We start from the raw sequence: 21548 nt of genomic DNA, 5'->3' as shown, positions 1-21548 counted from the left end.
GGCTGCTGATACAATCGGCCGATCTGAAAAATCCTACTGCCCAGGAGCACAACGTGCCCGTCGTCTTTGTTGCCGCCTCGAAACTCCCGACTCCCTTTGCGACCTTCACCATGCATGGCTTCCTCGACGAAGCCACTGGCCGCGAGCACGTGGTGCTCAGCCTGGGTGATATCGCCGACGGCGAGCCGGTGCTGGGGCGTCTGCACTCCGAATGCCTGACTGGCGATGCGCTGTTCAGCCAGCGTTGCGACTGCGGCTCGCAGCTGGAGGCCGCATTGCAGGCCATCGCCCGTGAAGGCCGGGGTGTACTGCTGTACCTGCGCCAGGAAGGCCGTGGCATCGGCCTGCTGAACAAGATCCGCGCCTACGAACTGCAAGACGGCGGTGCCGATACCGTCGAGGCCAACGAGCGCCTGGGCTTCGCCGCCGATCAACGTGACTACGCCATGTGCCTGCCGATGCTCGAGCACCTGGGCGTGAAGTCGCTGCGTCTGATGACCAACAACCCGCGCAAGGTAAAGGCGCTGACCGACATGAGCATCAAGGTCGCCGAGCGCGTGCCGCTGCACACTGGCCACAACCCGCACAACCGCCTGTACCTGGCCACCAAGGCCGACAAGCTCGGCCACATGATGGGCAACAAGCACCAGGGCGAGGTGCCCCAGGCGTGACGCGCACAGAGGTGAAGCGGCGGCTGGCGCTGGCCTGGTGGCAGTATCTGGCCGTGGGGTTGCTGCCGCTGCCGGTGATGGCCTGGGCCTTTGGTGGCGGCGAGGCGCTGATCCCGGTGCTGGCCATGCCGCTGTTCATCGCCGGTGCCGCCAGCATGTTCCTCAGCCTGCCGCGCTTCAGCGCGTACAAGCGGGCGTTGATCGCCACCGACAAGGTATTGGGCAGCGCCGAAGAACCGGCGGGCTGGATCGAGCTGGCCCGCGTGCGCCGCCTGGCCATGCTGTTCGCCTGCTTCCCGGCCTGGGTTGCCGCGCTGTCGGTGCTGGTCGGGTTGGAGGCGGTACCGCAGATTCTCCTCGCCCTGTCCACCGTGGTGCTGCTGTACCTCTATCGCATCCCGCGCCAGCTCGGCTGATGCGGGCGCTGTTCGCCGGGTTTTTGCTGCTGTGTCTCGGCGCCGTGGCCGAGGCCGCGCCGCGGGTGGTCAGCCTGGCGCCGTCGATGACCGAGATTGTCCTGGAGCTACGAGCCGGCGAGTTGCTGGTCGGTGTGCTCGATGGCGGCGAGCGTCCGCCGGCGCTGGCCCGGTTGCCTTCCGTCGGCCGCCATGGCCAGCTCGACATGGAGCGCCTGTTAAGCCTTGAGCCCGACCTCTTGCTGCTGTGGCCCGGCAGCGTGCCGCCAGCCCAGCGCGACCAGCTCAGGCGCCTGGGCATCGCCACGTTCAGCGGCGAGCCCGGCAACCTCGACCAGTTGATCGACCAGATCGAAGCCATCGCCCAACGTATTGACCGTGACCAGCAAGGCCGCGCCTATGCCGCCAGCCTGCGTGAGCGGCTGCAGGGGCTGCGCGACCGCTACCGGCGTGAGGCGCCGCTGCGGGTGTTCTACCAGGTCTGGGACAAGCCGCTGTACACCTTGGGTGGCCGCCAGGTGGTCAGCGACGCCTTGCGCGTGTGCGGGGCGCGCAATGTGTTCGATGACCTGGCCCAGCCCGCCCCGCAGGTCAGCGTGGAGTCGGTGCTGCTGCGCGACCCGGAGGTGATCCTGGCGGGCGATGAGGCGCAACTGGCCAGTTGGCGCAACTGGCCGCGGCTGAGCGCGGTGAAGGGCGAGCGTTTGCTGGTGGTGCCGGACAAGGGCCTGGAGCGGCCCAGCGGGCAGATGATCGAGGCCACTGCTCGGCTGTGTGCGTTGCTCGATGCTAGAGCGCCGGTGTCCAGGTAAGGCTCAACAGCCAGGTGCGTCCTTCTTCGCGATAGCCGTGCCAACTGCCGTCGTAGCTGTAGAGGGCGCGGCTGTATTGCTTGTCCAGCAGATTGTCCAGCTTCAGCTCCACCTTCACCTCGTCTGTCAGGGCCATGCCGCCACGTAGGCCGAGCAACCCATAGCCCCCCATGCGCCGATTGTTGGACGGATCGTCGTAGCTACCACTGACGGCCTGCCAGCTGGCCCCCACGCTGTAGCGAGCAAATTGTCGATCCACATCCAGGCTCAACGTGCGACGAGCGCGGCGTTGAAGGGTATGGCCGCTTTCCCGGTCACGCGGGTCGACCAGGCTTAGGCCCAACTGAGAGGTCCAACCGGCCCATTCCTGCTGCAGCGACAGCTCCATGCCATTGATTCGCGCATTTTCGACATTGCCGGGCCGCCTACGCTCGGGGTCGTAGTTGATTGCGTCGCGCAGGTCGGTGCGATACAGCGAGGCTTCCAGCCGTGTATCACTGGCCAGCTGGCTGCGCCATTGCAGTTCGTAGCTTTTCGAGTGCTCGGGGCGCAGGTCCGGGTTGCCGTACTGCACATCGTAGAGATCGTTGAAGGTCGGGGCGCGAAAGCCCTCGCTGTAGGAGAGCAGCACGTCGTTGCGAGGGTTCAGCGGGACAGTGAGGCTGGCATTCCAGGTGGTCTGGTCGCCGAATTGCTGGTTACGGTCCTGGCGTACACCCAGTTCGCTCGAGAAGCTGTCCCCGGCAAAGCGGTACTGGGCGAAGGCTGCGCGGTTCCAGCGGCTGTCCTCGCTGAAGTTCGCCGTACCGTGGAAGCGGTCCTGGTACCAGTCGCCACCCAGCATCAGCTGGTTGCGCTCGTCGAGTGTGAAATCGTTCTGCCAAGTGACCTGGTCACGGTAGGTGTTGTAGATGAAGCGCTCGTCGCTCATCTTGTCACGCTTGTCGTCACGGTTTTCGCTGTGGCCAAGTTCCAACCTGGAGTGCCAGGTGTCGCTCAGCTGGGCGTCGAACCAGGTGCCCAGGCTGCTGACGCTGAAATCGGTGTAGGGCTGCTGTGGATAACTCAGATAGGTGGTTTCATCCAGCCGCCCATAAGGATTGTCGTATTCACTGCGCCCACGGCTGTCGAGCAGGTTCAAGCCCGCTTCGAAGCGCTCGTTGAAGCTGTGGCTCAAGCTCAGGTTCAGCGAGCGGTTGCGATAGGCGTCATGGTCGCCATCGCTGGCATACGACGGCCCGGTCGAATCGATGCCGGCCGTCTCGTCCAGGCTGGCGCCGAGGTTGAAGCGGGTCGCGCCATCGCCACCGGACAGGCCCAGGCTGCGCTGCCAGGTCTGGTTGCTGCCGGCCGCCAGGCGCAGGCGCGGTTGCAGGCCTTGGCCCTCGCCACGCCGGGTGAAGATCTGGATCACCCCGCCGATGGCGTCGCTGCCGTAAACCGCCGAGCGCGAGCCGCGCAGCACTTCCACCCGTTCGATCTGGTCGATGCCGAGAAACTGCAGGCCGCTGTCGCCGGAGGTGGCGTTGGCGATGCGCACGCCATCAACCAGCACCAGGGTCTGGGCGGCCTTGGTGCCGCGCACGAAGATGCCCGGCAGGCTGCCGCGACCGCCGGTGGGCGCGACCTGCACGCCGGGCACGCGGGCGAGCAGATCGGTGACGCTGCTGGGTTGCAGGCGGTCGATGTCGGCACGGGTGAACACCGTGTTGGCGGCGCTGGTGGCGGTACGCGACTCGACCTGGCGGCTGGCGCTGATCAGCACGTCGGGAAGCTTGAGGGCGTCATCGCGGGAAGGTTCGGCTGCCAGGGCGGCGGCGGGGAGGCAGAGCAGGGGGAGGGCGCGGATCTTCATGGGGCAGTTCCATTGCAATCGCGGGGCAAGTCCCATCGGCGCACCGCCGCGACTTGCCCCGCGATACGGCCTTACAGTCCGAGCTTGGCCATTCGGGTTTTGACGGAGGCTTCGATCCCTGCCGCATCCAGCCCGCACTCGGCCAGCATCTGCGCAGGCTTGGCATGCTCGACATAGATATCCGGCAGCCCCAGGTGCAGCAGCGGCTTGACCACCGCTTCGCGGGCGAGGAACTCGCCGACCGCTGCGCCGGCGCCACCCATGATGGCATTCTCTTCGATGGTCACCAGCAGCTCATGGCTGGCGGCCATTTCCAGCACCAGTGCCTCGTCCAGTGGCTTGACGAAACGCATGTCGACCACGGTGGCATCGATCTGCTCGGCCACCTGCAGGGCTGCGGCCAGCTGTACGCCGAACACGAGCAGGGCGACCTTGCCACCCTGGCGGCGGACCACGCCCTTGCCGATGTCCAGTGGCTCCAGATCGCCGCTGATCGGCGCATTCGGGCCGGTGCCGCGTGGGTAGCGCACGGCGGCCGGGCCCTTGTAGTGGTGGCCGGTGCTGAGCATCTTGCGCAGCTCGTTCTCGTCGCTCGGGGTCATCACCAGCATGCCGGGGATGCAGCGCAGGTAGGACAGGTCGTAGGCGCCGGCGTGGGTCGGGCCGTCCTCGCCGACCAGGCCGGCGCGGTCGATGGCGAACAGCACATCGAGGTCCTGCACCGCCACGTCGTGGATCAGCTGGTCATAGGCGCGTTGCAGGAAGGTCGAGTAGATCGCCACCACCGGCTTGGCACCCTCGCAGGCCATGCCCGCGGCCAGGGTGACCGCGTGCTGCTCGGCGATGGCGACGTCGAAGTAGCGCTCCGGGTAGCGTTCGCTGAAGTCGATCAGGTCCGAGCCTTCCTTCATCGCCGGGGTGATGCCCACCAGGCGATTGTCGGCGGCGGCCATGTCGCATAGCCACTGGCCGAACACCGAGGCGTATTTCGGGCCGCTGGTCTTCTTCGGCGCGACCGGCTTGTCGGCTGGCTCCAGCTTGGTGATGGCGTGGTAGCCGATCGGGTCGACCTCGGCCGGGGCGAAGCCCTTGCCCTTCTTGGTCACCACATGGAGGAACTGCGGGCCCTTGAGGTCGCGCATGTTGCGCAGGGTGGCGATCAGGGTCGGCAGGTCGTGGCCGTCGATCGGGCCGATGTAGTTCCAGCCCAGTTCCTCGAACAGCGTGCCCGGCACCAGCATGCCCTTGGCGTACTCCTCGGTGCGGCGGGCGATTTCCCAGGCACCGGGCAGGCGCGACAGCACTTTCTTGCTGCCTTCGCGCATGCTCGCGTAGGTGCGGCTGGAGAGGATCTTGGCCAGGTAGTTGGACAGGCCGCCGACATTGCGCGAAATCGACATGTCGTTGTCGTTGAGGATCACCAGCATGTCGGCGTTGACTTCCTGGGCGTGGTTCAGCGCCTCGAAGGCCATGCCGGCGGTCAGCGCGCCGTCGCCGATCACCGCGATCGACTTGCGCGGGTCGTTCTGCAGGCGGGCGGCGATGGCCATGCCCAGCGCGGCGCTGATCGAGGTGCTGGAGTGGCCAACGCCGAAGGTGTCGTACTCGCTCTCGCTGCGGCGCGGGAAGGCGGCGATGCCGTCCTTCTGGCGCAGGCTGAGCATGCGCTCGCGCCGGCCGGTGAGGATCTTGTGCGGGTAGGCCTGGTGGCCGACGTCCCACACCAGCCGGTCATCCGGGGTGTCGAAGACGTAGTGCAGGGCGATCGTCAGCTCGATGACGCCCAGGCCCGCACCAAAATGCCCACCGGTCTGCCCGACGGTATAGAGCAGGTCCTGGCGCAGCTCGTCGGCCAGGGTCTCCAGGTCGGCTTCGGCCAGCCGGCGCAGGCCGGCGGGCGTGTCGGCGCGGTCCAGCAGCGGCGTGACCGGGCGTTCGCGGGGGATCTCTTGAAACGTCGTGGGCATCAGGCGAGTCGTTATAGGTGTGAAGACGCGGCAGTTTACCCCATTGTAGGAAAAGCTGCCCATTCAGTCGGGTGTGGCCAAGGTGTCGTTGATCAGCGTGGGAGCGGCGGTACGCCGATGCTCCCACGGGTGCCTCAGTGGCGGCGTTCGACGATGTAGCGGGCCAGCGCCCGCAGTGGTTCGGCATTCTCGCCAAAGCCTGCCAGCGCGGCCAGCGCCTGGTCGCGCAGCTCCAGGGCATAGGCTTTGGCCGCCTCCAGCCCGAGCAGCGCCGGGTAGGTCGGCTTGTCGCGGGCGATATCGGCGCCCTGGCGTTTGCCCAGGGTGGCGGTGTCGCTCTCCACGTCGAGGATATCGTCCTGCACCTGGAACGCCAGGCCGATGGCCTGTGCATAAGTCTGCAGCAAATCGAGCTGGACCTGCCCGGCGCGGGCGCTGGCCAGGGCGCCGAGGCGCACGCTGGCTTCGATCAGCGCGCCGGTCTTGTGCCGGTGCATGTACTCCAAGGCTTTCTGGTCGAGCTTCAGGCCCACCGAGCCGAGGTCGATGGCTTGGCCGCCGACCATGCCCGCAGGGCCGGCCGCCTTGGCCAAGGCCTGGACCATCTGCAGGCGGATGGCGTCGGGCTGCGGGCTCAGGCGCGTATCGAGCAGGGCGCTGAAGGCCAGGCTTTGCAAACCGTCGCCGGCGAGGATCGCGCACGCTTCGTCGAAGGCCTTGTGGGTGGTCGGCTGGCCGCGGCGCAGGTCGTCGTCGTCCATGGCCGGCAGGTCGTCGTGTACCAGTGAGTAGGCATGGATCAGCTCAACCGCGCAGGCGGCGCCGTTGGCCTGCTCCGCCGGCACACCGAAGGCCTCGCAGGCGGCGTAGGCCAGCAGCGGGCGCACACGCTTGCCGCCGTTCATCACGCTGTAGCGCATGGCCGCGTAGAGACGCTCGAGCTCCTTTGAGGGGGCTTGGAACAAGGGTTCCAGGGCCGCGTCGACCCGGGCCTGGGCGCTTGCCTGGTACTGGGCGATCATGCCTCGGGCTCCGCGTCGAACGGTTGCGCGGCCAGCTCGCCGTCACGCTCCAGCAGGATCTGCACCTTCTGCTCGGCCTGAGCCAGGGCGCCCTGGCAATCGCGGGTCAGGGCGATGCCTTGCTCGAAGGCGGCCAGCGACTCTTCCAGCGACAGTTCGCCGTTCTCCAGGCGCTCGACCAGGGCTTGCAGGTCGGCGAGGGATTGTTCGAAATCGATGGAGGCTTTTTTGCGGGCCATGGCGACAGTCTCGGTGGTGTCCAGAACGGCGCGACACTAGCAGAGCGGGGCAGGGGGAGCAAATTGCAGGGCGGGTTCGTCGCATTTTGTTGCACTTGTACCCGACGGCCCGTCTTGCAATCTGCGAAGCAATCGAATTGTGGGGGTGGCGGCCCTCTGCCATAATCCGCGCGCTCTGGCCCGCGGGCCAGCGGCTTCCCTCCCCGACGTCATGTAATGGACTACGTTGTGAGCTTCCTCTCGATCGAATTCGGCCTCTGTTTCACGCTGTTCTTCCTGCTTTATTGGAGCCTGTGCTGGAGTGTCCGGCTGCAGAACCTGCTGCTGCTGACGGCCAGCTATGGCCTGGTGGCCAGCTTCAGCCTGCAGTCGCTTTACATCCTGCTGGGCTACAGTGTGCTGGTGTACCTGCTCGGCCTGCTGGCGGGGCGCTACCCTGGGCGCTGGTTTAGCCGCGTGCTGCTGTTGACGCTGGTGCTGGGCTGTTTCTACCTGTTCAAGTACCAGGCGTTCTTCGTCGAAGGCGCGCAGGCCGCACTGGCCACCGCCGGGTTCGACGTGGCGCTGCCGTTGCTGGAAGTGCTGGTGCCGATCGGGCTGTCGTTCTATACCTTCCATTCGGTCAGCTACCTGGTGTCGATCAACCGGCGCGAGCTGGCGCCGTCGGCGCCGCTGGACCTGGCCTTGTACCTGGCGTTCTTCCCCAGCCTGGTGGCCGGGCCGGTCAACCGCGCCCTGCATATGCTGCCGCAGATCCGCCCGCCGGCCATGCGCCAGGTGCTGGAGCCGCAGCGGGCACTGGGGCTGATCGCGATGGCGGTGGTCAAGCTGTTCTTCCTCAGTGCCTGGCTGGGCAGCGAGTGGGTGGACCCGGTGTTCGACACCCCAGGCAGCGCCACCCCCGAGCAGGTGCTGTTGAGCGTGTACGGCTACAGCCTGCTGATCTACTTCAACTTCAGCGGCTACACCAACCTGGTCACCGGCATCGCCTTGTTGCTGGGGTTCCGCCTGCCGGACAACTTCGACGCGCCGTATGCCGCACACAACCTCAAGGAGTTCTGGGGGCGCTGGCACATCAGCCTGTCGCGCTTCATCCGCGACTACGTCTATATCCCGCTGGGCGGCAACCGCCAGGGCGTATGGCGCGGCAACCTGAACATGCTGCTGGCGATGCTGGTGTCCGGGCTGTGGCACGGGGCGAGCGTGAACTTCATCATCTGGGGCGCGCTGCACGGCATGGGCCTGGCTATCTCCAAGCTGTTCAGCCAGTGGTGCCCGGGGTTCGCCAATCTGCCGGGATCGGGCTTGCTGGCGCGGTTGATGACCTTCCACTACGTGGCCTTCGCCTGGATCTTCTTCCGCAGCCCGACATTGGAGGGCGCACTGGAGATGCTCGGCGACATCGCCCAGCTCAGCCTGGCGGGCCTGAACAGTGTCACTGGCCTGATGTTGCTGGCCTGCGTGCTGTTCGTGGCCAGTTATCCACAATGGCTGGCGCTGCTGCGCCAGAGTGGCGCGGCCTTCCAGCGCCTGCCGTGGCAGCTGTACCCGATCCCGCTCGGGGTCGGTGTGTCGCTGGTGATTTTCGCTTCGCAGTCGGGCGTGCCGGGGTTCATCTATGCAAGCTTCTGATAGCAAACAGCTGTTCCAGGTACAGATGGGCGCTGCCCGTGGCCTGTACGCGATCGTGGTCACCACCGCGCTGCTGTTCTGGCTGAACCAGGACTCGATCAAACTCTACTGCCAGCAGAAGTACCACCAGAGCTGCGAAATCCCGCTGCTGGGCCAGATGCCGGCCTGGCGTACGGGGGCGCAACTGACGGCGCTGCTGGAGGCCCGCCGTGACGACCTGCTCGAGCGCCTGCAGCCGGCGCCGCAGGTAGCCGAAGCGCCGCTGCCCGAGGTCCTGCCCGCGCCGATGCCGGTGGTCACGGTCGACCTGCAGACCCCGGCGGCGCTGGCCAAACCGCTGCCGCACGGTGCGGCGCACACGCCGGCGCCTGTTCACGTGCCCCCGCCCGTCGCTGTAACCCCGTCCGTCGCGGCAGTGCCGGCGTCAGCGCCAATGCCAGCGGCAACTCCAGCACCAGCCCCGGCGCCGGTATTGCTGCAACCGGGCACCGTGGCCTCCCTGGCCGCTGGTGACGAGGTGTTCCTGGTCGGCGATTCGCTGATGCAGGGCGTTGCCCCGCACCTGGCCAACAGCTTGCGCAAGCGTTACCAGATCCGCACCGTCAACCTCAGCAAGCAGAGCACCGGCCTTGCCTACCCGGGCTTCTTCAACTGGCCGAAGACCGTGGCCGAGACCCTCGACCACGAACCGAACGTGCGCCTGATGGTGGTGTTCCTCGGCCCCAACGACCCGTGGGACATGCCCCAGGGCAAAGGCAAGCCGTTCCTGCGCTTCAAGTCGCCGGAATGGGAGGTGGCCTATCGCGCCCGGATCGATTCGATCCTCGAGCAGGCCCGCACGCACAACGTGCAGGTTATCTGGGTCGGGCCGCCGAACATGGAGAAGGCGCGGCTGTCCACCGCCATGGGTTACCTCAGCGGGCTCTACCAGGAGCAGACCGCGCTGTACGGCCAGTACTACGTGTCGGCCAACCCGATCCTCGGCTACGCCGACGCCAGCTTCGCGTACACGGTGCAGACCGCGCAGGGCAAGCGGGTGAAGGTGCGGGTCGACGACGGCATTCATTTCACCATCACAGGCCAGAAGATGATCGCCGAGCAGATACTGTCGCTGATCAGCTTTCCAGGCCTGACCGTAACAGGACATTGAGATGCGCCAATGGCATCACCTGCTGGGCCTGGCCCTGCTGATCAGCGCCGCGCCGGGTTGCAGCACCGGCGCCAACAGCGTGAGCGCCCAGCCCGCGGCGCGGCCCACCGCCGCGCCCGCCAGCCGCCAGGACGGCAACGTCGCCCTGCTCGCCGGCAAGCTGCGCAATGCCGGGCGTGCCCCGGTTGCCATCGTCCAGCTGGGTGATTCGCACACCGCCGCCGACCTGTTCAGCGGCGAGCTGCGCCGCCTGCTGCAGGCACGCTACGGCGACGGTGGCATTGGCCTGGTGCCGGCCTCGCCGGTGCCGGGGATCCGTAACGACCGAGTGATCATCAAGAGCGAGAAGCGCCAGTGGGAGCTGGTGTCGGCGCGCAACCAGCAGAGCCATCAGTTTCCGCTGGGCGGCTACCTTTCGCTGCCGCAGGCCAACCGTTCCAGCGTGATGCTGCAGGCGCGTGACGAAGACCGTCAGCGCTACAAGGTCTCGGCGTTGTACCAGTCCAGCGGGAGTGCCAGCCTGCTGGTCAATGGCGGCCAGCGCCGGGTGTTGCCGGCCAGCAACGGCCAGTGGCGCTTCAGCCCGGCGTTCGCCAATGTCGGCCTGCCGGTGCAACTGACGGTGGAGGGTGGCCGTGGCGTCGCCTTGGGTGGCTGGTACCTGCAGGGGCAGAAGAATGCCGGGGTGATCTATTCGACGCTGGGCATCAACGGCGCGCGCCTGGAGGTGGTGGACAAGTGGCAGGCGGGTTGGCGCGACAGCCTCAAGGCCGTGCGGCCGGACCTGGTGATCCTGGCCTACGGCACCAATGAGGCGTTCGACGACAAGCTCGACCTGGCGCTGTACCAGGCGCAGTTGGAGGCGACCCTTACGGGCGTGCGCAAAGACCTGCCGCAGGCGGCGATACTGCTGGTCGGCCCGCCGGACTCGATCAAGCAGCGCAAGGCGCGCAGTTGCGCGGCGCGCCAGCCGCAACCGCTGGCCTCGGTGATCCGTATCCAGAAGCAGATGGCGCGCAAGCACAAGGCGCTGTTCTGGGATTGGCAGGGGTTCATGGGCGGGCCGTGCTCGATCGCCGGCTGGCAGGCGCAGGGGCTGGCGCGGCCTGATCTTGTCCATCTGACAGCCGATGGCTATCGCAAGAGTGCGGCGGGGTTGTATGAGTATCTGAAGGGGCCGTTGGGGTTGCGTTGAGGCCTGGCCTCATCGCGGGGCCAGCCCGCCCCCACGAAGCACCTTGGTACTTGGCGTGGGAGCGGGCTTGCCCCGCGATGCCTTTGGATCAGGCCGGCTCGGCCTCCAGCTCAACCATCGCCTCGCGATAGCGCGCCAGCTCCTCGATGGTCAGCACCGGCAGGTTGTACTGCCGCGCATACACCGCCACCTGCTCGCCCCGGGCCATGCTGCCATCGGGGTTCATCAGTTCGCACAGCACCGCCGCCGGGCGCAGGCCGGCCAGGCGGGCCAGGTCCACCGAGCCTTCGGTGTGGCCGCGACGGGTCAGCACGCCGCCGTCACGGGCGCGCAGGGGGAATACATGGCCGGGGCTGACAATGTGGCGCTGTTGCGCGGTGGAGCGCAGCGCGGCTTCGATGGTGGTGATGCGGTCCTGCGCCGACACGCCGGTGCTGACGCCCTCGGCGGCTTCGATGGTGACGGTGAAGCCGGTGCCGTGGCGGGCCTGGTTGTTCTGCACCATCGGCGCCAGCTGCAGGGCGTCGACGGTGGCTTCGTCCAGGCACAGGCAGACGATACCGCTGCAATCGCGGATCATCATGGCCATGGTCTGCAGCGAAAGGTTCTCGGCGGCAGCGACGATGTCGGCTTCGTCCTCGCGGTCGTCGTCGTCGAGCAGCAGTACGGGGCGCCCGGCCTGGAAGGCGGCGATGGCGGCGCTGACGTTGGGGAATTGCTTGTTAAGCGGGGTGGACATGAAACGCTCCTCGTGAATGATCGATGAACGTCTCGGGGCGAACAAAATGCGCGCGCAAGGGCGCCTGGACGGCCCCTGCCAAACGCCTTCTTTCATCCGGACTATGACCGTCGGCCCTGGAATCTCACCAGATCTGCTGACCCCCGGCATGGCCGGGGCGCTCGCGGGCTCATCTTTCGATTTACCGCCGGTGGGGACTTTCACCCCGCCCTGAAGACTGGGCAAGCATACCGTACCGAGCCAGTCTGATGGCAAGCCCTACGACTTTAGTTGCTGCCAATCCAGCCCGAACCGCGTCAGGTACTTGCGCAGGCGGTCGGCGTCGTTAGGGTTGGCCTTCTCCTGGCGTGATACCGCGAACAGCTGGCGCCCGGCCTCGGACAGGCTCTGGGCGCGGCGGCACACATCGATCACCGCCTGCAGTTGTACCTGGTCGAACAGGTCCAGTTCGCGGCCGGCCAGCAGCGGCTCGGTTGCCGATTCCAGGCCCCAGGCATAGCGCAGCCGAGCGATCTCTTCCTCGACCAGTGCCTCGTCGATGCGCCCGCTGTCGGCCAGGGTCGCCATGCGCGTGATCGATGCCGACAGCTCGCGGAAGTTACCGGCCCAGCGTGCTTCGCTGGCGTGGGCGAAGGCCAGGTAGCGGCGCTTGGCTTCGAGGTTGAAGCGCACCTGGCGGCCTTGCTCACGGGCGTGGCGCTGCAACTCGAAATCCAGGTTCGGCTCGATGTCCTCGCGCCGCTGGGCCAGGCCCGGCAGGGCGAAGGTCCACAGGTTGATGCGGGCGAACAGGTCTTCGCGGAACGAGCCGTCGGCGACCTTGGCGCGCAGGTCGCGGTGGGTGCCGGCGATCAGTTGGAAGTCGCTTTCCACCTCACGGTCGGCGCCCAGCGGGAAGAAGCGCTTTTCTTCGATGGCCTTGAGCAGCATGGCCTGTTCGTCGGCGCCCAGCTCACCGATTTCGTCGAGGAATAGCATGCCGCCGTCGGCGGCGCGCAGCAGGCCGTCGCGGGCGTTCTGCGCGCCGGTGAAGGCGCCTTTGGCATGGCCGAACAGGGTCGACATGGCGCCGTCGCCGCGCAGGGTGGCGCAGTTCACCTCGATGAAGCGACCGCCCAACTGGTGACGACCGCGCTTGAGCTCATGGACGCGGCGGGCCAGGAACGACTTGCCGGCGCCGGTCGGGCCGACCAGCAGCATCGGCGCCTTCGAGCGCAGGGCGACCCGTTCGATCTGCTCGATGGTGCGGTTGAACCCGGGGTTGCGCGTGGCGATGCCGGACTTGAGCAGCGACTGCCCCTCGACCTGTTCCCGGCGAAAGCGCGAGGCGATCGGGTCGTAGCGCGACAGGTCGAGGTCGATCAGCGTGGCGATGCCGGCCGGGTCGCTGTTTTCGTCGTGCTTGCGCGAGGGCGAGGTCTGCACCAGGCGCGCCGGCAGGTAGCGCGCCTCGGTGAGCAGAAACCAGCAGATCTGCGCGACGTGGGTGCCGGTGGTGATATGCACCAGGTAGTCCTCGTGCTCGGTGTCGAAGCTGTAGCCGCTGGCGAAGTCGTGCAGGGCGCCGTAGACCTCCTCGAAATCCCACGGGTTGCGCAGCGCCAGAGGATGCAGGCGCACCTCGGTGCCGGGCGAGACCTGCTGGATGTCGGCGCGGATTCGCTCGGCCAGGCCGAGGTCGCGTGCGCCGGGGTCGTGGATCAGTTCCAGGCGGTCAAGAGGCAGGTCGGGTTGCTGGCACAGGCTGATGGTCGGCCTCCACCGGTTCCAGCGTGCGGCGCCCTTGCCGTTGCGATCGAGGGTGGTGCCGAGAAAGCCGATGGCGACGAGAGGCTTGGTCATCCGTGATTATCCAGCAAGATAAATAGGTATCTAATGGTATATGAAAATTGGAATCGTCATGACCATTGCAGTGTGCCGTTGAAATCGTAAATTGAAATTAAATCGTTATAAATCAGTTAGTTAATAAATATTTTGAGTGTCGGATAAAAACTGGCACGCCGCTCGCTATACCCCTTTCGACCGCATCGCCAGGCAGGCCCTCGGGTCAGGGGATATCAACCCCCGCCGGTGCACGTACCCACCCTCAGGTGTCGGTGTCGTGCATGCCGCCGCCGCAACGACCGGTCACTGCGGCGCAAGCCTGTAAACAGGCTTGCGAGGCGCTCGCCGGGCCAAGTCCCGGCACTACCCTCCACGGTAGCTACAACCGCAACACCCGCAGGTGGGGCACAGGCAACGCAACCAGGGCCAGGATGGTCCGCTTTTGCGAAGGACGCCTGGGCCACCGCTGGCTCACCCGGCCCGTGGGCCGGGCCTGGCGCAACGATGGAGGCCGCCGGAGCAACACTCCCGGCCCCGGACTCCGCCAGGCTTCGCCCACGGCGCTCGGTGAGTCGGCGACCACCCGCAACCAAGGACATTGATAAAAGGATGAGCATGATGAAACTGTTGAAACGCTTTGTGGTGAAGAAGAACGAACGTGGCCTGCTGATGAGCGAAGGCGACTTCGTGTCGATTCTCGAGCCTGGCCAGTACCAGCGTTTCGACTGGCAAGACCGGCTGACGGTGACCACCTTCAGTCTCCAATCCCCGCTGTTCGACCACCCGCTGGCGCAGTACCTGCGTGGGCATGAACCAGCTCTGGTCGAGCAGCATTTCGAAGCCATGGACCTGGCGCAGCACGAGGCCGGCCTGCGTTTCGAGAACGGCCGCCTGGTCGAGTTGCTGGCACCGGACAGTCGCCGCCTGTACTGGAAAGGCCAGGTCGAGCATGGCTTGCAGCGCATCGACCTGAATCAGGGCCGGCGCCTGGACGATGAACTGGTGGTCCGCCTGAACCGCCCCGGCGTGGCCGGCACGGACCTGGTGCTGCTGGCGCTGGTGCCGGCGTTCCATGTCGGTGTGCTGAAGATCGACGGCGTGGTAGCCGGGTTGCTCGAGCCGGGCCGGCATGGCTACTGGCGCTGCGGCAGCCAGGTCGCGGTGGAGATGGTCGACACCCGCCTGCAGGCGCTGGAGGTCAACGGCCAGGAGATCCTCACCCGCGACAAGGTCAGCCTGCGCCTGAGCCTGGTGGCCAACTGGCGCTACACCGATGTACTCGGCGCTCACGGGCAGATGAGCAAACCGGTGGAGCACCTGTACCGCGAACTGCAGTTCGGTTTGCGTGCCGCAGTGGGCACCCGCACCCTCGACGAACTGCTGGAAGACAAGCAGTCCATTGACGGCAGCGTCACCGAGCACCTGCTGGCGCAACTGCAAGGCAGTGGCCTGGAAGTGAGCAGCCTCGGGGTGCGTGACATCATCCTGCCGGGCGAGATGAAAACCCTGCTGGCGCAAGTGGTGGAGGCGGAGAAGGCTGCCCAGGCCAACGTGATCCGCCGGCGTGAGGAAACCCAGGCGACCCGCTCGTTGCTCAACACCGCCAAGGTGATGGAAGGCAACCCCACGGCCCTGCGCCTGAAGGAGCTGGAAACCCTGGAGCGGGTGGCCGAGCGCATCGACCGGATTTCGGTGTTCGGTGGCCTGGATCAGGTATTGAATGGCATGGTCAGCCTCAAGGCGGGTTGACCCTGTGCGACACGACGTAGCGCAACAAGGAACAAGGCAATGAACATACTCGAAGTGGCGGGCGGCAAGCCGATCAAACTGTGGACCGACGGTGTGCCGGTCGAGGACGACGCCCGCAGGCAACTGATGAACACGGCGAAGATGCCGTTCATCTTCAAGCACCTGGCGGTGATGCCGGACGTGCACCTGGGCAAGGGCTCGACCATCGGCAGCGTGATCCCCACCGTGGGCGCGATCATCCCGGCGGCGGTGGGCGTGGACATCGGCTGCGGCATGATCGCCGCGCGCACCTCGCTGCATGCCCGTGACCTGCCGGACAACTTGCATGGCCTGCGTACAGCCATCGAGAAGGCCGTGCCCCATGGCAAGACCTTCGGCCGTCGCGACCAGGGTGCCTGGGACAACGTGCCGAACCACGCCGACCAGGTCTGGAGCGGCCTGGCCGGGCGCTTCAAGGCAATCACCGACAAGCATCCGCGCCTGGAAAAGACCAACAACCGCCAACACCTGGGGACACTGGGCGGCGGCAACCACTTCATCGAGGTCTGCCTGGACGAGGCCGACCGCGTCTGGTTCATGCTGCACAGCGGCTCGCGTGGCGTCGGCAACGCCATCGGCAACCTGTTCATCGAACTGGCCCAGGCCGACATGCGCCAGCACATGGTCAACCTGCCGGACCGCGACCTGGCGTATTTCGAGGAAGGCAGCCGCCATTTCGCCGACTATGTCGAGGCGGTGGAGTGGGCGCAGGACTTCGCCCGGCATAACCGCGAACTGATGATGCAGGCGGTGGTCGCCGCCACCCGCAAGGTGCTGGGAAGGCCGTTCGAGGCCAGCCTCGAAGCAGTCAACTGCCACCACAACTACGTGCAGAAAGAGCAGCATTTCGGCCGCGAGGTATTGGTGACCCGCAAGGGCGCGGTGTCGGCGCAGAAGGGCCAGCTGGGCATCATCCCGGGCTCGATGGGCGCCAAGAGCTTCATCGTTCGCGGCTTGGGTAACGAGGAATCGTTCTGCTCGTGCAGCCATGGCGCGGGCCGGGTGATGAGCCGCACGAAGGCCAAGAGCCGCTTCACCGTCGAGGACCAGCAGCGCGCCACTGCCCATGTGGAGTGCCGCAAGGACAAGGATGTGATCGACGAGATCCCGATGGCCTACAAGGATATCGATGCGGTGATGCAGGCCCAGCGTGAGTTGGTCGAAGTGGTGCACACCCTGCGTCAGGTAGTGTGCGTGAAAGGTTGAAGCGGGCGACAGCGGCCAGCTGGATGGGTACCTGCGCGGCATCGTCCAACGCAGCGCGTCGCAGGAACTGCGCACTGCATCGCTGTAGCAGCGACCGTGTGCCACGGGGTTGGGTACCCGCATGGGCTGCCCTGAATCCAGCTATTCGGGTGCTCGACCGAGTGTCACAGGCGTATTGCCGACTCAAACGGATTCCGGTATTGGTAGTGGCTCTTTGATATCTATTTGCTTTCCGGTCAGCCGTTCAGGGCCCGACCGTGCCACTCGAACCCCAGCAGTTCACGATTTTCCGCACCCACCCGGTTGATTGAAGTGACACAGGAGTCGTCATGCAGGCAGCGAAAGAGCTCGATCAGGTCACCAACGTGAGTTTCCTCTTCGGCATTGCCAAAGTGCAGGCCGAGGCGCCACCGGACTATGCCCGTCAACACCTGCTGCGTTACCTCGCAGAGTATGGCGAGCAGGGCGTGGATGAAGAGCGTCTGCAGCAGATGACCAGGCTGATGGCCGCTATCCCGCTCACCTCGGCCGATACCTTGCCGACGTTGCGCGATTCGGTGCTCAGGCAGCATGCCGCGCGCACTGCCTGCATCCGCCAGGCTGTGGAGCGCCAAACGCCATTGCTGGAAGGCGAAACCTTGCTGGAGGAGAGCTTTGCGTTTCTCGGCAAACCATACAACGGCTGTCGTGTCCGTTCGGTGGCACTGTTGCGCACTACCAACTATGGGCAATTGGTGTACCTGTTCAAGGATGTGGTGGTGGGGCAGGATGGCCAGTTGCTGTTCATTGAGGCAGTTGGCCCGGTGAGCTCGCCAGCAGCGGATCTGGAGCTGAGCTCGACGGATGTCGTTGCAGCGGCATTCGGTGAGCTGGGTGGCAAGCTGGCCACGTCCCTGGCCTCCGCTGTCGGTGGTGCAATTGGCAAGGCACTGTTCGAGCAGGCCTTTCCGCCAGGTGTGCCGAGCTACTTCGACCAGGTCTATGTTGAGCTCAAACGGATTGTCGGTGGTGAATTGCAGCAGAGCCTGATCGACAGCATCGACGGCTCGATCAAGAGCATCCAGCAGCATCTGGAGACCGAATACCTGCCGGCCAAGGAATCACTCGACCTCACGCTGCTGGAGGATCGCAAGCAACTGTTCGCGCTGTTGCAGAAGTACGAGACCACTTACCTCTCCGGCCCGGGCGGGATGCTGGGCACGCTGATGAACGAGAAGTACGCCAAGCTCGGTTTCGGCGTGTTCCTGATTGCCGCCGGTGTGCAACTGGCGTTGTTCCAGGAGATGGCTTTTGTCGATCCGAACGGCCTGGGACGCGATGGCACGCTACGCAGCCCGCTGCAGTCCAGTTATGGCCAGCCCAAGACCGGCACGGTTGCCAGGGCCGCGAAGATGTACGCCGAGTTCGCCGCCGAGCTGTGGCCGCGGATCATCAAGGACCGTGAAGCGAAGATCAGCCATGATGTGCGCAACATGTGCGCGCCGGGTGATACCGGGGGTACCAGCTGCCACCGCTATGGGTGGCTTGACGATGAACTCGAGCGTAGTGTGCTGCTGCCGTGCACCTGGAAAACCAAGGTGACGCTGTACCGTGTCTGTGATGGTGACAAGAGTGGCAAGAACCCCAACCTCGACTTCATGAACGAGCGTTTCGCGAATTACCCGGTGGAGCGGGTCGAGGCGCTGCGCAAGTCGTTGGGTGTGCCGGAAACCATCATCGAGCAGTGGAGAAGCCTCATCGAGACGCCGGTCCGGCCAGCGCCCGAGCCTGCTCGCCAGGCCTGATGGGTGAGGCGCTGGCCAGGTGATTGGCCGGCGCCTGCGGGCGGCCCTTACCTGTACATCCCTTCCACCACCCTACGCAGCGAGGCTGCCAGCATCGGGCCGTGCCCCAACCCCGGGAAGCGTTCGTAGCGAACCTGCAGCCCTGGCACCTGTGCCAGTGCGCCGGCGAGGTCATGCAGCGCTTTGCCACTCTTGTCGCCCGGTGAGCCGTGTGGCTCGCCAGGCTCGTCGGTGCCTCGCATCAGCAGCAGGTTCGGGCGACTGTCGCTCACGTGCAGCCCTTGCGCCTCTGCGACGATGGCACCGTCATTCCACCACAACGATGGGCTGGCAGCCGCGTAGCTGCTGAACATCCCTGGGCGGGTGAACAGCGTATGCAGTACAGCAAGCCCGCCATAGGAATGGCCCCAGAGGGTTTGCCGTTGTGGATCGATGGGCGCGACCGTGGCGACCATCGGGCGCATGCGTCGCTCGAGCAAGTCGAGAAACCCGTCGATACCACCGCTGGGCTGGCCGGTCAGTGGGTCATGCTGGTCAACCCGGCCTGGCACCGTGGGGGTGTAGTCGTAGGTGCGGGCACTGCGCTCGATGCGTTGGTCGGTCTGATAACCGATGGCAACCAGCAGGGGGGCCTGCCCGCTCGCCAACTGCTCCAGTTGTTGCGGTTCGAGGGCACCAATGGCGGCATTGCCATCGAGCATCCACAGCACCGGGTAACCGCTGGCAGGTGCAGGGTGCAGCGGTTTTCCCACCCACAGGCGGTAGTGGCGCCGGCCGTCCGCCGAGTCCAGGTCAAGGTGGCTGAAGCGATAGGCCAGGTCCTGGCGCTGCAGCAGGGTGCGGTCCATTTTCTGCTCAGGTTGGGGGCGCGCATAGGCGGGCGCGGTCATCGCCAGTGCCAGTACGAGCGGAAGAATCTTCATCGGGCGTACTCCTTGTAGCGTCCAGGGCAGGCCGCCGCTGCGTCGATGGCGTCGCGGCGGCCCAGGTTCAGAAGGAGGCGGTCAGGCTGGTATAGAGGGTGCGGCCCGGTTCGTTGTAGGTGGCCGCGCCCGCGCCCTCGATCCCGTTCACTGCCTGGGCGTTGCCGGCCCGGTACAGGCGCTTGTCGAACAGGTTGTCGATGCCGGCGGTGACGCTCAGGTTTTTAGTGAGCGCGTAGGTGCCGCTGGCGCCGACCAGCGCGTACGGGGCCACCTGGTCGTTGGCGGTGCCGGTGACCCGCTTACCCTGGTAGTCGTACTTCTTCGGCGTCTGCTTGCCATACCAGGCCACGCTCAGCTGCAGCGACAGGTCGTCGGAGGCTTGCCAGTCGAACATCGAATTGAGGGTGTAGGCCGGGGTCACAGACAGGGTCTCGCCAGTGGTCTTGTTCTTCGATTGCAGCATGTAGGTGAAGTTGTTGCTCCACTTCAGCTGTTCGCTCAGCGGGATGGTCAGGGTGCCCTCGAGGCCCTCGACCAGCGCTTTGGGGATGTTCTCCCACTGGTAGAGGGTGGCGTTGGCGTTGGCGCCGGTGCCACCGGCTGCCTGGCCGATGCCGCTCAGGCCCGAGTCGATCTTGTTCTTGTAGTCGTTGCGAAAGTACGTCAGGCCGGCGACCCAGCCGTTGTCCTGGAACTCGATGCCCAGTTCCTTGTTGACGCTGGTCTCGGCCTCCAGGTGCGCGTTGCCCTGCAGGTAGCAGCTGGTGCTCTGCCCGTAGCAGCCCTGGCCACGGCTGTAGAGCAGGTAGTCGGGGTTGAGCTGGTACAGGTTCGGCGCCTTGTAGGCGCGGGCGATGCCGGCCTTCAGCGTCAGGGTGTCGCTCAGCGCGTGGGACAGGTTGAGCGACGGGCTCCAGTTGTCGCCGACGATGCTGTGGTGATCGAAGCGCAGCGCCGGAGTGAGCATGGTGCCGGGCAGCAGTTCGATGTTGTCCTCGGCGAACAGCGAGAAGATCTGCGCCTGGCTGCTGGTACTGCGGCCGCTGCTGGTCAGGCCGGGCACGCTGCCGCCTTCGCTGGTGGTCTGGGTATTGGCGCTGGGGTCGTCGAGCTTCTGCTGGCTCCACTCGCTGCCCAGGGTCAGGGTCTGGTCGCGCCAGGCGTGCAGTGGCAGGTTGAGCTCGCCGTGGGCGGTCAGGTCGCGCAGGGTCGAGGTGTAGAAGTCGGTGTTGCTGAAGATACCTTCGGTGCCACCGGCCAGGCCTTCGTTGATGCGCTGGTTGCGGGTCTTCTCGTATTGCAGGAAGGCCATGCTGCTGCCGAAGTCCCAATCGCCACGGTGAGTGATGGCGAAATTCTCGCGGTAGAGAATGTTGGTTTCCTTGCCCAGCATGCTTTTGACGTTGGCATTGGAGTTGGTGTTCTGCGTATCCCCCGCGTACAGGTTGCCTTGGCGGCTGAAGCCGGCTTCGAGTTCCAGGGTCTGCTCCGGGGTCAGGCGCCAGCTCAGCAGGCCGTTGAGGTCCTTGTTGCGCACGCCTTCGCGGCCGGCGGGCAGGGTGCCGGCCTGGGTGCCGGAGCGTGCGGACTCGTGGCCGGCGTTGATGTCCCAGTCGTCCGCGTCGGTCTTGGCCACGTTGCCGTACACCCGATAGCTGAGGGTGTCGGTCAGTGGGCCGTTGAGGCCGAAGCTCACGCGCTTGGTGGCGCCTTCGTCACCGTGCTGCGGGAAGTTCTGGTACACGGTCATGTTGCCGTGGGTCTCGCCCGCCGGTTGCTTGGTGATGATATTGATCACCCCACCCATGGCCCCGGAACCATAGCGTGCCGCCGCCGGGCCGCGGATCACTTCGATGCGCTCGACCTGGTCGGCCGGCACCCAGTTGGTGTCGCCGCGCGAATCCCGCTCGCCACGCCAGCCGTAGCGTACCGAGCTACGGCTGCTGACCGGCTTGCCATCGACCAGGATCAGGGTGTTCTCCGGCCCCATGCCACGAATGTCGATCTGACGGTTGTTGCCGCGTTGACCGCTGGTGGAGTTGCCGGTCAGGTTGACCCCCGGCATGGTGCGGATGATCTGCGACAGGTCGTTGGCCGGCGGGCGCTTCTTGATGTCTTCGGCGGTGATGATCGACACACCGGGCGCCTGCTTGGTCTCTTCCAGCGCGGTGGCCACCACGTTCTGGCTTTCCAGCTCGATCGGTGCGGGCTGGTTGGCGGCGTGCACGGCGCTGCTCAGCAGGCAGCTGGACAGCAGCAGGAAGGGTGATAGGCAAAGCGGGCGGGGCGACATGTGTGATCTCCGGCGCGGCGGGCTGATTT

17 protein-coding genes and 1 riboswitch are annotated in these 21548 nt (G+C 65.8%); of the genes, 9 read left to right on the top strand and 8 right to left on the bottom strand.

The features are described from left to right. The first annotated feature begins 53 nt into the window (after window positions 1–53). The 3 genes from ribA to KHO27_RS19280 are packed head-to-tail and all read left to right on the top strand — an operon-like array spanning window position 54 to window position 1899. Entirely contained in the window at window positions 54–671 is a 618-nt protein-coding gene (ribA, locus tag KHO27_RS19290; RefSeq protein WP_023631163.1) for a GTP cyclohydrolase II, read from the top strand. Further along, entirely contained in the window at window positions 668–1087 is a 420-nt protein-coding gene (locus KHO27_RS19285) for an MFS transporter (RefSeq protein WP_214500649.1), read from the top strand. Before ribA ends, KHO27_RS19285 begins: the two co-directional genes overlap by 4 nt. Beyond that, the gene (locus tag KHO27_RS19280; protein WP_110704199.1) at window positions 1087–1899 is read left to right on the top strand and encodes a cobalamin-binding protein; all 813 of its coding nucleotides are present in this window, start codon (window positions 1087–1089) and stop codon (window positions 1897–1899) included. Before KHO27_RS19285 ends, KHO27_RS19280 begins: the two co-directional genes overlap by 1 nt. On the opposite strand, the gene KHO27_RS19275 is transcribed toward KHO27_RS19280, so the two are convergent. From KHO27_RS19275 to KHO27_RS19260, 4 genes are all read right to left on the bottom strand, one after another. Next, window positions 1877–3754 (bottom strand): TonB-dependent receptor plug domain-containing protein, encoded by a 1878-nt coding sequence (locus KHO27_RS19275; protein WP_111533277.1) that lies wholly within the window; start codon window positions 3752–3754, stop codon window positions 1877–1879. The genes KHO27_RS19280 and KHO27_RS19275 overlap by 23 nt on opposite strands. Before the next feature lie 71 nt (window positions 3755–3825). Continuing rightward, window positions 3826–5721 (bottom strand): 1-deoxy-D-xylulose-5-phosphate synthase, encoded by a 1896-nt coding sequence (gene dxs, locus KHO27_RS19270; protein ID WP_111533276.1) that lies wholly within the window; start codon window positions 5719–5721, stop codon window positions 3826–3828. Window positions 5722–5855: 134 nt separating this feature from the next. Next, window positions 5856–6743, bottom strand: coding sequence for a (2E,6E)-farnesyl diphosphate synthase (gene ispA / locus KHO27_RS19265; protein WP_110704193.1), 888 nt, complete (start codon window positions 6741–6743; stop codon window positions 5856–5858). Then, on the bottom strand, window positions 6740–6982 hold the full coding sequence (locus KHO27_RS19260; RefSeq protein WP_011531978.1) for an exodeoxyribonuclease VII small subunit: 243 nt from the start codon (window positions 6980–6982) through the stop codon (window positions 6740–6742). Before KHO27_RS19260 ends, ispA begins: the two co-directional genes overlap by 4 nt. Window positions 6983–7198: 216 nt before the next feature. Here KHO27_RS19260 and KHO27_RS19255 point away from each other — a divergent pair, with 216 nt between their 5' ends. The 3 genes from KHO27_RS19255 to KHO27_RS19245 are packed head-to-tail and all read left to right on the top strand — an operon-like array spanning window position 7199 to window position 10959. Then, window positions 7199–8614, top strand: a complete 1416-nt coding sequence (locus tag KHO27_RS19255) for an MBOAT family O-acyltransferase (protein WP_214500648.1) — start codon at window positions 7199–7201, stop codon at window positions 8612–8614. After that, window positions 8601–9764: an SGNH/GDSL hydrolase family protein gene (locus KHO27_RS19250; protein WP_250888385.1), complete on the top strand. Its 1164-nt coding sequence runs from the start codon at window positions 8601–8603 to the stop codon at window positions 9762–9764. The genes KHO27_RS19255 and KHO27_RS19250 overlap by 14 nt, the downstream gene beginning before the upstream one ends. Before the next feature lies 1 nt (window position 9765). After that, a complete protein-coding gene (locus KHO27_RS19245; RefSeq protein WP_110704187.1) occupies window positions 9766–10959 on the top strand; it encodes an SGNH/GDSL hydrolase family protein in 1194 nt (397 codons plus the stop codon). A gap of 88 nt (window positions 10960–11047) precedes the next feature. Here the strand turns inward: KHO27_RS19245 and ribB are convergent, their stop codons facing one another. Together ribB and rtcR are read right to left on the bottom strand one after the other, a co-directional pair. Further along, window positions 11048–11698: a 3,4-dihydroxy-2-butanone-4-phosphate synthase gene (gene ribB, locus KHO27_RS19240; RefSeq protein ID WP_038707266.1), complete on the bottom strand. Its 651-nt coding sequence runs from the start codon at window positions 11696–11698 to the stop codon at window positions 11048–11050. 80 nt (window positions 11699–11778) lie between these two features. Continuing rightward, window positions 11779–11920: riboswitch (FMN riboswitch) on the bottom strand. Window positions 11921–11956: 36 nt separating this feature from the next. After that, window positions 11957–13540, bottom strand: coding sequence for an RNA repair transcriptional activator RtcR (rtcR, locus tag KHO27_RS19235; protein ID WP_111533273.1), 1584 nt, complete (start codon window positions 13538–13540; stop codon window positions 11957–11959). 600 nt (window positions 13541–14140) lie between these two features. Here rtcR and KHO27_RS19230 point away from each other — a divergent pair. The 3 genes from KHO27_RS19230 (at window position 14141) to KHO27_RS26285 (ending at window position 18300) form a co-directional block, all read left to right on the top strand. Next, window positions 14141–15271, top strand: coding sequence for a slipin family protein (locus tag KHO27_RS19230; protein WP_214502005.1), 1131 nt, complete (start codon window positions 14141–14143; stop codon window positions 15269–15271). Between the two features lie 39 nt (window positions 15272–15310). Further along, window positions 15311–16516 (top strand): RtcB family protein, encoded by a 1206-nt coding sequence (locus KHO27_RS19225; protein ID WP_214500647.1) that lies wholly within the window; start codon window positions 15311–15313, stop codon window positions 16514–16516. Window positions 16517–16845: 329 nt separating this feature from the next. Beyond that, the gene (locus tag KHO27_RS26285) at window positions 16846–18300 is read left to right on the top strand and encodes a hypothetical protein (protein ID WP_250888384.1); all 1455 of its coding nucleotides are present in this window, start codon (window positions 16846–16848) and stop codon (window positions 18298–18300) included. Window positions 18301–18347: 47 nt separating this feature from the next. Here the strand turns inward: KHO27_RS26285 and KHO27_RS19215 are convergent, their stop codons facing one another. Then, on the bottom strand, window positions 18348–19223 hold the full coding sequence (locus tag KHO27_RS19215; protein WP_214500646.1) for an alpha/beta hydrolase: 876 nt from the start codon (window positions 19221–19223) through the stop codon (window positions 18348–18350). Between the two features lie 67 nt (window positions 19224–19290). Continuing rightward, the gene (locus KHO27_RS19210; protein ID WP_214500645.1) at window positions 19291–21519 is read right to left on the bottom strand and encodes a TonB-dependent siderophore receptor; all 2229 of its coding nucleotides are present in this window, start codon (window positions 21517–21519) and stop codon (window positions 19291–19293) included. Window positions 21520–21548: the final 29 nt, after the last annotated feature.

This window comes from Pseudomonas sp. RC3H12, assembly GCF_018596375.1.
Lineage (GTDB): Bacteria > Pseudomonadota > Gammaproteobacteria > Pseudomonadales > Pseudomonadaceae > Aquipseudomonas.
The sequence above is the reverse complement of the archived record's forward strand: the minus strand, read 5'-3'. Positions and strand labels throughout refer to the sequence as shown.

What these genes read in the sequence shown, in the direction of transcription:
- KHO27_RS19245 (WP_110704187.1), top strand. Translation starts at nt 9,766, where the DNA reads ATGCGCCAATGGCATCACCTGCTGGGCCTGGCCCTGCTGATCAGCGCC.
- ispA (WP_110704193.1), bottom strand. Translation starts at nt 6,743, where the DNA reads ATGATCGCCCAGTACCAGGCAAGCGCCCAGGCCCGGGTCGACGCGGCC.
- KHO27_RS26285 (WP_250888384.1), top strand. Translation starts at nt 16,846, where the DNA reads ATGCAGGCAGCGAAAGAGCTCGATCAGGTCACCAACGTGAGTTTCCTC.
- KHO27_RS19255 (WP_214500648.1), top strand. Translation starts at nt 7,199, where the DNA reads ATGGACTACGTTGTGAGCTTCCTCTCGATCGAATTCGGCCTCTGTTTC.
- KHO27_RS19250 (WP_250888385.1), top strand. Translation starts at nt 8,601, where the DNA reads ATGCAAGCTTCTGATAGCAAACAGCTGTTCCAGGTACAGATGGGCGCT.
- dxs (WP_111533276.1), bottom strand. Translation starts at nt 5,721, where the DNA reads ATGCCCACGACGTTTCAAGAGATCCCCCGCGAACGCCCGGTCACGCCG.
- KHO27_RS19210 (WP_214500645.1), bottom strand. Translation starts at nt 21,519, where the DNA reads ATGTCGCCCCGCCCGCTTTGCCTATCACCCTTCCTGCTGCTGTCCAGC.
- KHO27_RS19260 (WP_011531978.1), bottom strand. Translation starts at nt 6,982, where the DNA reads ATGGCCCGCAAAAAAGCCTCCATCGATTTCGAACAATCCCTCGCCGAC.
- KHO27_RS19275 (WP_111533277.1), bottom strand. Translation starts at nt 3,754, where the DNA reads ATGAAGATCCGCGCCCTCCCCCTGCTCTGCCTCCCCGCCGCCGCCCTG.
- rtcR (WP_111533273.1), bottom strand. Translation starts at nt 13,540, where the DNA reads ATGACCAAGCCTCTCGTCGCCATCGGCTTTCTCGGCACCACCCTCGAT.
- KHO27_RS19280 (WP_110704199.1), top strand. Translation starts at nt 1,087, where the DNA reads ATGCGGGCGCTGTTCGCCGGGTTTTTGCTGCTGTGTCTCGGCGCCGTG.
- ribB (WP_038707266.1), bottom strand. Translation starts at nt 11,698, where the DNA reads ATGTCCACCCCGCTTAACAAGCAATTCCCCAACGTCAGCGCCGCCATC.
- KHO27_RS19230 (WP_214502005.1), top strand. Translation starts at nt 14,141, where the DNA reads ATGAAACTGTTGAAACGCTTTGTGGTGAAGAAGAACGAACGTGGCCTG.
- KHO27_RS19215 (WP_214500646.1), bottom strand. Translation starts at nt 19,223, where the DNA reads ATGAAGATTCTTCCGCTCGTACTGGCACTGGCGATGACCGCGCCCGCC.
- KHO27_RS19225 (WP_214500647.1), top strand. Translation starts at nt 15,311, where the DNA reads ATGAACATACTCGAAGTGGCGGGCGGCAAGCCGATCAAACTGTGGACC.